14 protein-coding genes are annotated in these 14,152 nt (G+C 56.5%); 8 read left to right on the top strand and 6 right to left on the bottom strand.

Annotated features, from left to right (window positions below; all coding sequences use genetic code 11):
• The first annotated feature begins 104 nt into the window (after positions 1-104).
• Positions 105-971: a transcriptional regulator HexR gene (hexR, locus tag AO242_RS20285; RefSeq protein ID WP_027902358.1), complete on the top strand. Its 867-nt coding sequence runs from the start codon at positions 105-107 to the stop codon at positions 969-971.
• Between the two features lie 78 nt (positions 972-1,049).
• Here hexR and AO242_RS20280 read toward each other — a convergent pair whose 3' ends face one another.
• Positions 1,050-1,367: a hypothetical protein gene (locus AO242_RS20280; protein WP_099270130.1), complete on the bottom strand. Its 318-nt coding sequence runs from the start codon at positions 1,365-1,367 to the stop codon at positions 1,050-1,052.
• A 208-nt stretch (positions 1,368-1,575) separates the two neighbouring features.
• On the opposite strand from AO242_RS20280, the gene AO242_RS20275 reads away from it, so the two are divergent.
• A complete protein-coding gene (locus AO242_RS20275) occupies positions 1,576-1,800 on the top strand; it encodes a PA3496 family putative envelope integrity protein (protein WP_099270129.1) in 225 nt (74 codons plus the stop codon).
• Here the strand turns inward: AO242_RS20275 and AO242_RS20270 are convergent.
• Positions 1,754-2,704 carry a LysR family transcriptional regulator gene (locus AO242_RS20270; RefSeq protein ID WP_099270128.1) on the bottom strand — a complete coding sequence of 317 codons (951 nt, stop codon included), beginning with the start codon at positions 2,702-2,704 and terminating at the stop codon, positions 1,754-1,756. The two genes, AO242_RS20275 and AO242_RS20270, sit on opposite strands and share 47 nt — an antisense overlap.
• Positions 2,705-2,870: 166 nt before the next feature.
• Between AO242_RS20270 and AO242_RS20265 the strand changes: the two genes are divergently transcribed.
• The 4 genes from AO242_RS20265 (at position 2,871) to AO242_RS20250 (ending at position 8,234) form a co-directional block, all read left to right on the top strand.
• Entirely contained in the window at positions 2,871-4,286 is a 1,416-nt protein-coding gene (locus AO242_RS20265; RefSeq protein ID WP_099270127.1) for an acetyl-CoA carboxylase biotin carboxylase subunit, read from the top strand.
• Between the two features lie 100 nt (positions 4,287-4,386).
• Positions 4,387-6,195 carry a sodium-extruding oxaloacetate decarboxylase subunit alpha gene (oadA, locus tag AO242_RS20260; RefSeq protein ID WP_099270126.1) on the top strand — a complete coding sequence of 603 codons (1,809 nt, stop codon included), beginning with the start codon at positions 4,387-4,389 and terminating at the stop codon, positions 6,193-6,195.
• Between the two features lie 447 nt (positions 6,196-6,642).
• Positions 6,643-7,959: a type II toxin-antitoxin system HipA family toxin gene (locus tag AO242_RS20255; RefSeq protein ID WP_099270125.1), complete on the top strand. Its 1,317-nt coding sequence runs from the start codon at positions 6,643-6,645 to the stop codon at positions 7,957-7,959.
• Positions 7,956-8,234 (top strand): helix-turn-helix transcriptional regulator, encoded by a 279-nt coding sequence (locus AO242_RS20250; protein ID WP_099270124.1) that lies wholly within the window; start codon positions 7,956-7,958, stop codon positions 8,232-8,234. The genes AO242_RS20255 and AO242_RS20250 overlap by 4 nt, the downstream gene beginning before the upstream one ends.
• A gap of 52 nt (positions 8,235-8,286) precedes the next feature.
• Here AO242_RS20250 and AO242_RS20245 read toward each other — a convergent pair whose 3' ends face one another.
• The 4 genes from AO242_RS20245 to AO242_RS20230 form a co-directional block, all read right to left on the bottom strand.
• Positions 8,287-8,880, bottom strand: a complete 594-nt coding sequence (locus AO242_RS20245; protein WP_099270123.1) for a hypothetical protein — start codon at positions 8,878-8,880, stop codon at positions 8,287-8,289.
• Positions 8,881-9,044: 164 nt separating this feature from the next.
• A complete protein-coding gene (locus tag AO242_RS20240) occupies positions 9,045-9,719 on the bottom strand; it encodes a GNAT family N-acetyltransferase (RefSeq protein ID WP_099270122.1) in 675 nt (224 codons plus the stop codon).
• A gap of 10 nt (positions 9,720-9,729) precedes the next feature.
• Positions 9,730-10,176: a GNAT family N-acetyltransferase gene (locus tag AO242_RS20235; protein ID WP_099270121.1), complete on the bottom strand. Its 447-nt coding sequence runs from the start codon at positions 10,174-10,176 to the stop codon at positions 9,730-9,732.
• A gap of 173 nt (positions 10,177-10,349) precedes the next feature.
• Positions 10,350-10,973 (bottom strand): FMN-binding negative transcriptional regulator, encoded by a 624-nt coding sequence (locus AO242_RS20230; protein ID WP_099270120.1) that lies wholly within the window; start codon positions 10,971-10,973, stop codon positions 10,350-10,352.
• A gap of 89 nt (positions 10,974-11,062) precedes the next feature.
• Here AO242_RS20230 and pdxR point away from each other — a divergent pair, with 89 nt between their 5' ends.
• Positions 11,063-12,613, top strand: coding sequence for a MocR-like pyridoxine biosynthesis transcription factor PdxR (gene pdxR, locus AO242_RS20225; protein ID WP_099270119.1), 1,551 nt, complete (start codon positions 11,063-11,065; stop codon positions 12,611-12,613).
• 219 nt (positions 12,614-12,832) lie between these two features.
• A complete protein-coding gene (locus AO242_RS20220; RefSeq protein WP_099270118.1) occupies positions 12,833-14,044 on the top strand; it encodes a YeeE/YedE family protein in 1,212 nt (403 codons plus the stop codon).
• Positions 14,045-14,152: the final 108 nt, after the last annotated feature.

Here is a 14,152-nt window from a genome sequence, read left to right as displayed (position 1 = left end):
GATTCATGATCAAAGGAGCGTTTAACTGGGCGTCCCGCAGGTCATGTAGTATAACTACAAAAAAGCTACATCCCGTCCCATGCACCTTTGCCGAGTCTGCCCCTTTGAATCTGCTGCAACACATCGCCCAGTCACGCCATCTGTTACGCAAGTCGGAGCTGAAAGTCGCCGACCACGTGCTGCTTGACCCTGCGGCTGTGATGCACAGTTCCATGGCCGATCTGGCGCACAGCGTCGGTATCAGCGAGCCCACCATCGTGCGCTTCTGCCGTGCCATTGGTTGTACCGGCTTTCAGGACCTGAAGCTCAAGCTGGCGCAGAGTCTGGCTGCCGGGGCGAGCTTCGGCCAGTTCGCGATCCACGAAGATGACTCGGTCGCTGACTACAGCCTGAAGATTTTCGATACCACGCTGCATACCTTGATGGAAGTTCGCGAAAACCTTGATCCCCATGCGTTGCAGCTGGCTGTGACTGCCATGGCGGCAGCCAAGCGGGTCGAGTTTTACGGGTTTGGTGCGTCGGGTGCGGTAGCGGCTGACGCTCAGCACAAGTTCTTCCGGCTGTTGCTCAGCGCGGCGGCTTATTCGGATCCGCATATGCAGGCCATGTCGGCGGTTACACTGGTCCCATCAGATGTCGCTGTTTGCATTTCCCAGTCCGGGCGCTCCAAGGATCTGCTGATTACGGCGAATCTGGTTCGTGAGACAGGTGCGACGTTGATCACTTTGTGCCCAAGTCAGACACCTTTGGCTGAGCTGTCGTCAGTCAATCTGGCGATTGATGTGCATGAAGACACTGAAATCTATACCCCGCTAACCTCACGTATCGCGCATCTTGTTGTTATCGATGTGCTGGCAATGGGCGTGGCCATGGCGCGTGGACCTAGCCTCGTCAATCATCTGAAGAGCGTAAAGCGCAGCTTGCGCAGTCTTCGCCTCTCGCCCAAGTCGATTAAATCCCACGAGGATTGATAATCATCGATTACAAGACGCTCACCAGTGACCTTTTGGAGACTGGTGAGCGTCGCCGAAAAATCTCGGGCTTTTAACTCAGTTGATGATCTCAACATCGTTGATACGGATCAGCTCTTTACCATCGTGGTAAATGGCTATTTCCGGTACGTCGTAAGTGCTTGCCTGCGAGAACGCAACGGCCTTTTCGGTCACTACGGTCAGGCCGGTGCCTTTGGCTTCAAATTGCAGGTTCAGCCTTAGACCCAGGGATTTATCCTGGACGTCGGCTACCACCAGAGTCGGCACTGTGTTGCTGTTTGGAACAGTAACAGTGCCGGACACCAGCAATGTAGGGCCTGCCAAACCCGGCATCTTGTTGATGCGGGCATACCAGTCTTTGTGTTGAATGCTCATTGTTTAGCTCCTTGCTAATAGTTAGTTGCGTCCTGCATGGCTACTATCTCAAGGGCGAGTCCTTGAACTGCACTACATAAATATATTGGCTGATACGTGATGTTTCCGGTGCGTCTCCCATTCCTTAACCAACCTGTCACGTATTCGCCGTCAGATCGTCACGCCCTCCCAGCATTCTGTACTCCCGCAACGCACTGGGAGACAGGATATGCCTCGGCACTACGATGACTCGCAACAGAGCAGCACCGTCAAAACCCGCCGTCAGCAGGAAGATCAACGACGTATGGGATTTCGTCGGGCAATAGAAAGCTATTCCGAAGCGCGTCGGCTCAATCAAGAGCTGTGCGACTTTGAAGACAGCGTTTCAGAGCGCTTCTGGCAGGCGGCTAAACCTTTGGAAGGCGCCCGTCGAAACGCTCCATCAGCTGGCTGATCTGCGCACGTTCGGTGCGGATGAATGCCAGGAAGGCATGTGCCACGGGCGACAGGCGTCGATCCCTGGCCTGTACCACGCACCAACTGCGATAAAGCGGCAACTCTGCCACCGGTAATTCTTTAAGCATGCCGGTGGCGAGTTCCAGACTCACCGCGTGTCGGGTCAGCATCGCGATGCCCAGCCCCGCCAGCACGCTTTCACGCTGCGCTTCGTGAGCCGACATCTCTACGGTCGTGGCGAAGTGCACACGCTTGTCCTTGAAATACTCCTCGCAGGCCTTGCGGGTCCCCGAACCATTTTCCCGAATCAGCAAGGTATAGGGCTCCAGATCCTTGAGCGCTAACGTACGTCCGTCGCATAACGGATGGTCCGGCGGAGCGACGGCTACAATCGGATTATTGAGAAACGGCAGGAATTCCAGGCCCATGTCTTGCGGCACCATGGACATCACGACCAGATCATCGCGGTTATCCGACAGCCTTCTGATCACTTGAGCGCGGTTGGCCACTGTCAGGTTGAGGACCACCTCCGGGTATTTACGCTTGAAGGCCGCAAACAAGTGCGGAATGAAGTATTTGCAGCTCGATTCGACGGCCAGCTTCAATTGTCCTTGTAGCGAGCCCTGCATATCGGTGAACTGCATATCCAGGCTTTCCAGGCGCCCGAAAATATCGCGACTGGCCGATTGCAGCGCTTCAGCGGCCTCGGTCAGATAAAGCTTTTTACCGACGTATTCAAACAGCGGCTGGCCTACGAGCTCTTCCAGCTGGCGAATCTGCAGGCTGACAGCCGGTTGAGTGAGCGACATTTCCTCCGCTGCTCTGCTGTATGAGTGCAGGTCACACACTTCGTTGAAAATCCGTAGCTGACGCAATGTCATACGCATCAATGACTTACGCATTTTTAACGACTCCGTTCATTCGCTGAAGCGTCGACTATAAGTCTTTACTTATACACAACCCAATTTTTACTCATTTTTGTTAATCCCTGATCGGGCATAGGGTGTCCCTGCGGCAATCAACCACATGCCCCGTTACAAAACCGGTTCAACGGTCGAGGAGATACTCGTGATAACAAAAATCCTGATCGCCAACCGTGGAGAGATCGCTGTCCGGATCGTGCGCGCTTGCGCCGAGATGGGCATTCGCTCGGTGGCAATCTTTTCCGACGCCGACCGTCATGCGTTGCATGTGAAGCGTGCGGACGAAGCCCACAGCATTGGTGCCGAGCCGCTGGCAGGCTATTTGAACCCGCGCAAGCTGGTTAACCTGGCAGTTGAAACCGGCTGCGATGCGCTGCATCCCGGTTATGGTTTTCTCTCGGAAAATGCCGAACTGGCTGAGATCTGCGCTGAACGTGGGATCAAGTTCATTGGTCCGTCCGCGGAAGTCATCCGTCGCATGGGTGACAAGACCGAAGCACGCCGCAGCATGATCAAGGCTGGCGTACCCGTTACGCCCGGTACCGAAGGCAACGTGGCCGATATTACCGAGGCGCTGCTTGAAGGGGACCGCATCGGTTATCCAGTCATGCTCAAAGCCACCTCGGGTGGCGGTGGGCGGGGTATCCGTCGTTGCAACAGCCGCGAAGAGCTGGAGCAAGCCTTCCCGCGAGTGATTTCCGAAGCGACCAAAGCATTTGGCTCAGCGGAAGTTTTTCTCGAAAAATGCATCGTCAATCCCAAGCACATCGAAGCGCAGATCCTCGGCGACAGTTTCGGCAATGTCGTGCACCTGTTCGAGCGCGATTGCTCGATTCAGCGCCGCAACCAGAAATTGATCGAGATCGCTCCCAGCCCGCAACTGACGCCCGAGCAGCGCGCCTACATCGGCGATCTGTCGGTGCGTGCCGCCAAGGCAGTGGGTTACGAAAATGCCGGGACTGTGGAGTTCCTGCTCGCCGAGGGCGAGGTGTACTTCATGGAGATGAATACTCGAGTGCAGGTGGAGCACACCATCACCGAGGAAATCACCGGCATCGACATCGTCCGCGAACAGATTCGGATCGCCTCCGGGCTGCCGCTCTCGGTCAAGCAGGAAGACATCATTCACCGTGGCTTTGCCCTGCAATTCCGGATCAATGCCGAAGACCCGAAGAACAACTTCCTGCCGAGCTTCGGCAAGATCACCCGCTACTACGCGCCCGGCGGCCCAGGTGTACGCACCGATACGGCGATTTACACCGGCTATACCATCCCGCCGTATTACGACTCCATGTGCCTGAAGTTGATCGTCTGGGCGCTCACTTGGGAAGAGGCGATGGATCGCGGCTTGCGCGCACTGGATGACATGCGTCTGCAAGGGGTTAAAACCACAGCAGCGTATTACCAGGAAATCCTGCGTAACCCTGAATTCCGTAGCGGCCAGTTCAATACCAGTTTCGTTGAAAGCCACCCTGAACTGACCAATTATTCGATCAAGCGCAAACCCGAAGAGCTGGCCCTGGCCATCGCTGCCGCCATTGCCGCTCACGCAGGCTTATGAATAAGCAGCGGCAAGCTCCAAGCCGCAAGCCGCAAGCAAAAGCAGATCTGCTCTTACTTGCCGCTTGTAGCTTGCAGCTTGTCGCTATGAGGAGATCCAAATGTCTAAGAAAATCTTCGTAACCGACACCATCCTGCGTGACGCCCACCAATCGCTGCTCGCAACGCGCATGCGCACCGAGGACATGCTGCCGATCTGCGACAAGCTCGACAAGGTTGGCTACTGGTCGCTGGAGTGCTGGGGCGGCGCGACGTTTGATGCCTGCGTGCGCTTTCTGAAAGAAGATCCGTGGGAACGCCTGCGCCAACTGCGGGCCGCATTGCCCAATACACGTCTGCAAATGTTGCTGCGAGGCCAGAACCTGTTGGGTTATCGCCACTACAGCGACGACGTGGTCAAAGCTTTCGTCGCCAAGGCCGCGGTCAATGGCATTGATGTGTTCCGTATCTTCGACGCCATGAACGACGTGCGTAACCTGCGCGTCGCCATCGAGGCGGTGAAAGCCGCTGGCAAACATGCTCAGGGCACCATCGCTTACACGACGAGTCCGGTGCACACCATCGAGGCCTTCGTCGCTCAGGCCAAACAGATGGAATCCATGGGTTGCGACTCAGTGGCAATCAAAGACATGGCCGGTTTGCTGACGCCTTACGCCACGGGCGAACTGGTCAAGGCACTCAAAGCCGAGCAGTCGCTGCCGGTGTTCATCCATTCCCACGACACGGCGGGTCTGGCTGCCATGTGCCAACTCAAGGCCATCGAAAACGGCGCGGACCATATTGACACCGCCATCTCCAGCTTCGCCTGGGGCACAAGCCACCCTGGCACTGAGTCCATGGTTGCCGCGCTCAAAGGCAGCGAATTTGATACAGGCTTGAACCTGGAACTGCTGCAGGAAATCGGTCTGTATTTCTACGCAGTCCGTAAAAAGTATCACCAGTTCGAAAGCGAATTCACGGCTGTCGATACGCGTGTGCAAGTCAATCAGGTACCGGGCGGGATGATTTCCAACCTTGCCAATCAGCTAAAAGAGCAGGGCGCGCTAAATCGTATGGGCGAAGTGCTGGCCGAGATTCCGCGGGTACGTAAAGACCTGGGTTATCCACCACTGGTCACGCCGACTTCGCAAATCGTCGGCACCCAAGCGTTCTTCAACGTACTGGCCGGTGAGCGTTACAAGACCATCACAAATGAAGTGAAGCTTTACCTGCAAGGCGGCTACGGCAAGGCGCCGGGTCAAGTGGATGAAAAACTGCGTCGTCAGGCGATCGGTAATGAAGACCTGATAGACGTGCGACCTGCTGACTTGCTCAAGCCGGAAATGACCAAGCTCCGCGGTGAAATCGGTGCTCTGGCTAAGTCCGAAGAAGACGTCCTGACCTACGCCATGTTCCCTGACATTGGTCGCAAGTTCCTCGAAGATCGCGCTGCTGGCACGCTCAAACCCGAAGAGTTGTTGCCCATTCCGGAAGCGGGTGGCGTGAGCAGTGCGAGTGGGGAGGGCGTACCGACCGAGTTCGTCATCGACGTGCACGGCGAAAGTTATCGCGTGGATATCACTGGCGTGGGCGTGAAGGCTGAAGGCAAGCGCCATTTTTACCTGTCCATCGATGGCATGCCGGAAGAAGTGGTGTTCGAGCCGCTCAATCAGTTCGTCAGCGGCGGTGCCAGCAAGCGCGCCCAGGCCACAGGGCCGGGCCACGTCAGCACTGCCATGCCCGGCAACATCGTCGATGTGCTGGTCAAGGAAGGCGAAATGGTCAAGGCCGGTCAGGCGGTCTTGATTACCGAAGCCATGAAGATGGAAACCGAAGTCCAGGCTTCCATCGCCGGCAAGGTGGTCGCCATTCACGTGGCGAAGGGGGATCGGGTCAATCCGGGCGAAATACTGGTTGAGATTGAGGGTTGATCAGACACGGTTCCAAACCTGTAGCGGGGCTCATGTGGGATTTATCCGCGAATGCTGTGGTGAAAACGCTGCATATGTTTCAGGTGTACCGGCCTCTTCGCGAATGAACTCTCACATCTACGCATCCCGTAGGACCGGCTTCAGCCGGGAGGGCGTCGGGACATCCGCTAAACATCCTTCGCCAAAACACCGCCCTCCCGGCTAAAGCCGGTCCTACAAAATCAAGAGCTCGCTTTTAGGCGTGCATAGGATCTTCCACTGGGCTGTGTTGGCAGGCCTTGAATTTCAAGATTTCCTCGGGGGGCCTTCGTGGCTCCCTTTTTTTATCTCTACACTCATGACTGCATTACATTGCATTTTTAAACCCGACAGCACGGAAAAAATGCACTATAGTGCAGATGCAGTCCGTTTATACGGCTTTCAGGTGCAATAAATTGCAGGTGGCCCATGTATAACCTCACTCTCCAGATCTATGGCGGTGGCATCTGGAAGGATGCAATGACCCTTTCGTTCGACGACCCTTCAAAAGGGTTTCTCGGCCCTTGCCGCTTCGCCTACAAAGCGGGGTATGTTCTGGACGCCTATCCGAATTCGTTCTCCCAAGGTGTGAGCGCCCGCCTGCCGGTGGATTTTGAAACCTTTTCATTGCCCGAAGCCCCGGCTTTCCTGCACGACATTGCTCCTTCTGGCGCGGCCAAGCGCTTCCTCATCGCCCAGCTAGGTCGACAAAAGCCGGAAGGCTTGAGCGATGACTTGTACCTGCTTGGGCGCAGCACGCCCGCTCCTATTGGCAACTTGCGGATCAAGGAGTCAGTAGCGGTTCTGGAAGAGGGCGAGGCCATGGGCTTTACGCGTGGGGATGTCATCACCCGTGACCAGCATTTTCTTGAGTATGCCTATGAACAGGGCGCTGCCATTGGTGGTGCTACCGGCGCGGGCGGCGAAGCGCCGAAGTTGTTGATGACTGAGGATGCTGACGGCTTGCTGTATCCCGATGCGGTGCTGGCTGATGAACAGGCTCGGGGGCACTGGTTCATCAAGCTTGCCCGAAACCAGGCCCTGAAAAACGATCAGGATATTCTGCGCAGTGAGTACTTGTACTACAGGGCGCTGCAAGGGCTTGGTATTGATACCGTTGCGACAGAGGACATGGCGCTGGAGGAAGCGAACAAACCGAGCCTGTGGATGAAACGCTTTGATCGTCGTATCACCGGGCAAGGCGTAGAGCGGTTGGCGGTGGAATCGATCTATTCGCTGGCCGGAGTGACATTGCCAGGTAGCAGCATGGATCATCTGGAAGTCATCACACTCTTGAGCGCCCTTTTGTCGCAAGCAGGGCAGGAGGCAGAAATACCTGATCTGGTGGCCGAATACCTGCGCCGTGACTTGATCAACCAGATCCTTGGCAACTCGGATAATCACGGTCGCAATACGGCAATTATTCGCAGTCAAGACGGTTATCGACTTGCGCCCATTTATGATCTTGCACCCATGGTAATGGATGCCGAAGGCATCACACGTACAACAAAATGGTCGAAGTTCATTGAGCGGGCAGGGATAGTGAACTGGCGGGCAGCGTGTGATTCACTGGCAGATATTCTTGATCCGCAGCAAGCTTTCGAGCGCTTGCGTCACGACGCCCAGCAGCTAAGAGCACTGCCGGATATGTTGCGTGACAGCGGTTTGCCGGACACGACGTTCAACCATCCGGCCATCGCTTTGGGCAAACTGGACGAGCGGCTGACGACCTGGGGGCTGCAATGACCTTATCCATCGACGCCCGCGCGCTGCTGATCGAAAGTGTTCAGCAGGGTATCGCTGACGGAAGCCTAGAGATGGGTGAAGCAGTCAAGCGTCTGCGGGTGGAAGGAGCGAGGCTGCATCAAAGTCAGTACGCCCGACTGTGCAAAATCTCAGTGCGCACGCTCATTCAGATCGAGCAAGGTGAGGGTAACCCGACGCTCAAGTCGTTGAACGCCGTGTTCCGACCGTTCGGCTTGCAGATGGGGGTGGTGAGGCGTCATAAGCAGATCAGTTAATGGCGTCTCACCACGCATCAGGAATCAGAAGAAATCCAGCTCCTGTCGATTCTTATGGTTTTTTATAGCGCTGCTGAATGGCCTCAGCCACTTGCTTGAAGGTGATGCTTTTAGTCGCGATCTTCTGCATGCCGTCTTCAGGCATGTAACCCAGTTTTACATACAGGACTTCTCCCTTTTCTCTCTGCGCCTCGGTCAGACCGAGAAGGGACTTTCTGATGGCTTCCAGGCTAGTCGGACTTGAAACAAACGTTACCCAGTCCGGTACCGGAATGGTGCTGGCGAAGTAACTGGCAACGTTGACCAATGCATCGCCCAAAGGAAACACGGCTTTGAAGCGTTCCTTAGGTTTATATGGTGCGATGCCCATGTAGATATCGGGCAGCTCCTTGATCCTGTTCTCGATGCCTCGTTTTTGATTGGAGAGCAGAAACTCAAAAATTTCCAACGAGGTACCGACAATAATCAGCGACTGAGCACCAATAGCGGATTCATCAAAAAGGTACCCGTTAAAGGTGGAGGAAGTTAAGGCCTTCGACCTCCCTCCCTGATCGAGAATAATGCTGCCGTACTTGCCGTTATGCAGAACCGGGGAAACTGCGCGCCATGGGTTTTTGTGCACTGATGCCTTTGTGTGGATATTCATTCTCACAACGTCCTTGTTGTTTATTACGGGTTAGTGACTCTATGCCTGATAGGCATGACTGAACGTTAGCCGCTTAAACGGGATCGCAGGCGTTGATATGTGTCCAGTTATTGGATCGACGCAGTTCTGAGTTCACGAGCAACGCGAGTAGGGCCGAAAAATTCTTAGCGCTTTCGAAATGCCTCCAACCCTTCTACCTGCTGCCCCTCCTTGAAGTTATCCACTGCCAGCCAACCCTCAAATGCCTTCTGCAACTCAGGCCACTCCTCGTCGATGATCGAATACCAGGCTGTGTCCCGATTGATGCCTTTGACGACCATGTGCTGGCGGAAGGTGCCTTCATAGCTGAAGCCAAACCGCTCGGCGGCGCGTTTCGAGCGAGCGTTGTTGGCGTTGCATTTCCATTCCAGACGGCGATTGCCCAGCGCGAATGACTCTTTAGCCAATAGATAAATCGCCTCAGTACCTTTCGGCGTACGTTGCATCGATGCGCCGAAGGTCACATGACCGATCTCGATCCGGCCGTGGGCGGCGACAATGGACAGAAAGCTTATGCAGCCGTTGGTGGCCCCTGTGGCCTGATCGACGATGGCGTAGAACCAGGGATCGGTGTCGGCTGCGTGGCGGGTTAGCCAGGCATCAAAGTCGCTACGCTCCAGAAACGGACCGTACGGCAAATAGTCCCATAACTTCGGATCAGAACCGGGGCCTTGCAGCGCAGCCCACAAACCATCGCCATGGCGCGCGACACTGAGTTTTTCCAGGCGGATGAAGCGCCCTTCCAGCGTTCTGGCATCTGGAAGTCTGGCGGGCTGCCAATCAGGTACAGGGTTCGACATGGACTCTTTCCTAGATCATCTTGCGAAATTGAATGTAGCCCGGGCGTTCGGCAATACGTTCATAAAGCTGAATCGCGGTGGCGTTGGTTTCGTGAGTCAGCCAGTGAACCTTGTCGCAGCCATTGGCTTTTGCGGTTTTATAGACGTGCTCGATCAACAGTCGCCCGACGCCTGTGCCGCGCTGCTCCGGAGCGACCAGCAAATCCTGAAGATAACAGGCATTGGCGATGCTCCAGTTGGAGCGATGGTAGATAAAATGGACCATGCCCACCGCTTTGCCGTCTTGCCAGGCCAATGCCGCATTGGTCGGTTCGGACCGGTCGAGAAAGCGCGCCCAGGTACTGGCAATTACAGCGTCGGATAGCTCGGTTTTGTAGAACGTCAGGTAGGCCTGCCATAGCGGTAACCATGCGGCGTGATCGTTCTCGGTAACGGGGCGGATCTGAATGTCCGACATGGCTGTCTCCTTTCGGAATAGCTAACTGAATTAAATGTTTTTTCTGTAGGAGCTGCCGAAGGCTGCGAAGCATTTCTCCTGATACATCGCGATCGCAGCCTTCGGCAGCTCCTACAGGCTCTATGTTTGCCGCGAGACAGCGTGCAGATCCTGATTTGCGTCACAAGACACTTTCAGCTCATCTGGCGAGCCAGTTCCTGATCTTTTGAATCTGCGCTGCCGGTCAGCCCTTCACGTACGCCTGCGTAATCAGCAGCAGAGCGGTTCTGGCCGAGCTTGCGTTTACCTTCCAGACGCTCTATGGGTAGCGCGAAGCCGACAATGGCACTGAGCATCTTGTCGATGTAATCGGCGGGCGCGTCGCTCACTGCCCAAGGGCTGGCGCGCCCGTTTTCATGTTTGTCGGTCAGGCCACTGACCACGTCCAGCAGTCGCTGCGGATCATTGAAGACCTGCGCAACGCCATAAGCGTGAATGGCCACGTAATTCCAGGTGGGCACCACTTTGCCGTGCTCGGCCTTGGCCGGATAAAAAGACGGGCTGATGTAAGCGTCTGCACCGGGGAAAATCACCAGTGCCTGTGCGCCGCTCTCCAAAGCGCGCCACTGCGGGTTCGCCTTGGCCAGGTGTCCGTACAGGGTGCCGTTCGAGCTTTCATTCGAGCGTAACAGCAGCGGCAAATGGGTAGCCTGCATACCCTTTTCGTCGTGGGTGACCAGGATCGCCAGTCGAGTCTGCTCAATCAGCGCGTGCAGGCTGCCCAGGTCTTCGTCTTTGAAAGCGCTCGGTATGTACATGGAAATATCTCTTGGCCGAAGCCTCAATCCTAGGCAGGCTATTGGTTGGTTGTAAGAGCCATTAATAGCCAATTCGATAGGGCCAATGCATGTCCGAACAGCCGCCATCGTTCCCGTTCAGCCTTGCCGGTATTGAGCTTGATCGCCGTCAGGGTCTGAGTCGTCAGCTTTATCAGGCACTGCGCGCGCGTATCCTGGACGGGCGCTTGAGCAGTGGGACGCGACTGCCAGCCAGTCGCGATCTGGCTGAATCCTTGAGCATCTCCCGCAACAGTGTGATGCGCGCCTACGATCAGCTCTACGCCGAGGGTTTCACCGACGGGCGTGTTGGAGACGGAACCTACGTGGCGCAATTACCCAATCAGGTGATGCCTGGCAAAAAATTATCCACAAAAGTGTCCACAGGGTTATCTACAGGCTTACCCACAGCTTTATCCACAAAACTGGAGAATGCTTCACCCAATTCTCTTGATCAAGTTATCCACAACCCGGCGATCAAGAAGCTTGAGACGCACCATCTGGGCACTTATTCGCCAAGCGCGCCGCGGGCTTTTCGGGTCGGCGTGCCGGCGTTCGATCTTTTCCCGTTTGCCGTTTGGGGCAAGCTTTACGCAGCTTTTTGGCGTAAGCCGGATCTGGCGATGCTCGGTTACGGCCCGGCCGCTGGCGACACACGTCTGCGCGAGCTGGTCGCTGCCTATCTCCGCACTTCCCGTGGTCTGAAGTGCACCGGTGAGCAAATAGTAATCACCAGTGGTGCGCAGCAAGCGATCAGCCTTTGTGCACAGCTGTTGTTGGAGGAGGGCGATGGCGTCGCGATAGAGAATCCAGGCTATCGCGCCGCCGGTCACGCCTTTGCCATTGCCGGAGCAACATTGCATGGCATTGCCGTTGATGAAGACGGCATGCGGTGTGATCAGTTGCTGCAGCAGGCCTGCAAACTGGCTTACGTCACGCCGTCTCACCAATATCCGACGGGTGTGGTGATGAGTCTGGCGCGCCGCCTTGAGCTGCTCGCCTGGGCCGATAAGACACAAGGCTGGATTGTCGAAGACGACTACGATGGCGAATACCGCTACAGCGGCGCGCCATTGGCACCCCTGGCGGCACTGGACCGAAGCGGGCGGGTTTTGTATGTCGGCACCTTCGGCAAGATTGCTTATCCGGGGTTGCGTCTTGGTTATCTGGTGCTGCCTGCCGGGTTGGTGGAACCGTTCAGCCGCCGGCGCGCGGTGGACATGCGCCACTCGGAAGTCAGTACTCAGGTGGTGATGGCCGAGTTCATCGCTGCGGGCCATTTCCAGCGTCATATCCGCCGTATGCGCCGCGCTGCCTTGAGCCGTCGCAATACTCTGCTCAGTCACTGGCCCGAGAACATACCGGGCTGCGCAGCAATGCCCAAAGTTGTTGCCGGGCTGCATGTGGCAGTGAGAGTGGACAGCCTTGAGCGGGAAACAGAACTGATCGAAAAAGCCAAAAGTGTCGACGTTGAAATCAGCCCGTTGAGTGGTTACTGGCTGCCTGAATCCAGTGAGCCTGTGGATAACAGGGCAGGGCTGGTACTGGGATTTGCGGCAGTGCCGGAGGTGGACATTGTTGATGCGCTGGAGAGGGTGAAGCAGGTTTGGCGAGATTTATAGGAAAGCACCAATTCTTTTTGCTCCTATCAAATAAACTACAAGTATCTGATTTGTAATGCTTTTTTGCCTGTAGGGGCGCTGTGCCATCGACATCGCGGCCGCCTAGACCAAGCATCTCCCACATGGACCGAGCTTGCCGCGCAACAGCGCTTCGGCAGGATCACGAAAGCTTGTGCGCGATATACTCGCCGCCATTACCCTTTAAAACCGAGACCTCCCATGAGTACTTCTCTTGCTGCGGCACCGGCTCGCAAGCCCGGTGCGCCGCTCATTGCTGCTTTCCTGTTGTTGTTCATCGCGATGTTTCTGCTGAGCAGCGTTGGCGTGCGTCAGGTGCTCCTGCTCATCGTCGGCGCGGCGTTGGGCTTGACGCTTTATCACGCAGCCTTTGGTTTCACCTCCGCATGGCGTGTGTTCATTCGTGAGCGGCGCGGTGCGGGCCTGCGGGCGCAGATGGTCATGCTGGCCATCGCCGTGGTGCTGTTCTTCCCGGCGTTGGGCGCGGGCACGTTGTTCGGTCAGCCAGTGAATGGTCTGGTTGCACCAGCAGGTGTCTCGGTTGTATTTGGTGCTTTCATCTTCGGCATCGGCATGCAGCTGGGCGGCGGCTGTGCTTCCGGGACCCTGTTCACGGCGGGCGGCGGTAACGCACGGATGCTGGTGACCCTGCTGTTCTTCATCCTCGGCTCGTTGATTGCGACTCATCACGTTGACTGGTGGTTTGCACTGCCGTCTTTTCCGGCAACATCCATCGTTAAGAGCTTTGGTGTGATCCCTGCGCTGGTGCTGAGTCTGGCGGTGTTCGCGGCCATTGCATTCGTGACTGTGCGCCTGGAAAAGCGCCGTCACGGCCAACTGGAAGCCGCGGTGACCAGTGAACACGTCGGCCTGCGCCGCTTCCTGCACGGTCCATGGCCACTGGTGTGGGGCGCGATTGGTTTGGCATTGCTTAACTACGCAACCCTGGCCCTGGCCGGTCGCCCTTGGGGCATCACTTCGGCGTTTGCCCTGTGGGGCGCGAAGGTCGCGGGTTCTCTGGGTGTCGATGTAGGCAGTTGGGCCTTCTGGCAGATGCCCGCCAATGCCAAGGCGTTGGCCGCGCCAGTGTGGGAAGACATAACCAGTGTGATGGACATCGGCATCATGATTGGTGCGCTACTGGCTGCTGGTCTGGCAGGAAAATTCGCACCCAACTTGAAAATCCCGGCGCGCTCCATCGTGGCGGCAGTGATCGGCGGCCTGCTGCTGGGCTACGGTTCACGTCTGGCCTACGGCTGTAACATCGGCGCGTACTTCAGCGGTATCGCATCCGGCAGCCTGCACGGCTGGTTGTGGCTGGTGGCGGCGTACATTGGCAACGTGGCGGGAGTGAAATTCCGCCCGTTCTTCTTCCCGGGCGAGAAACCGCAGGTTGCGTTGAGCGGTTGCTGAAGAGCATCGCTCTCGCGGCTAAAGGCGCTCCTACGTGAATTAGTCCGTAGGAGCGGCTTTAGCCGCGAGAGGGCCGTTGCATCCTCTGCAATTCCTTTGTCAGGAATA

The sequence above is a fragment of the Pseudomonas sp. ICMP 561 genome (genome assembly GCF_002699985.1).
Lineage (GTDB): Bacteria > Pseudomonadota > Gammaproteobacteria > Pseudomonadales > Pseudomonadaceae > Aquipseudomonas > Aquipseudomonas quasicaspiana.
This window is presented reverse-complemented; position numbering and strand designations above follow the sequence as displayed.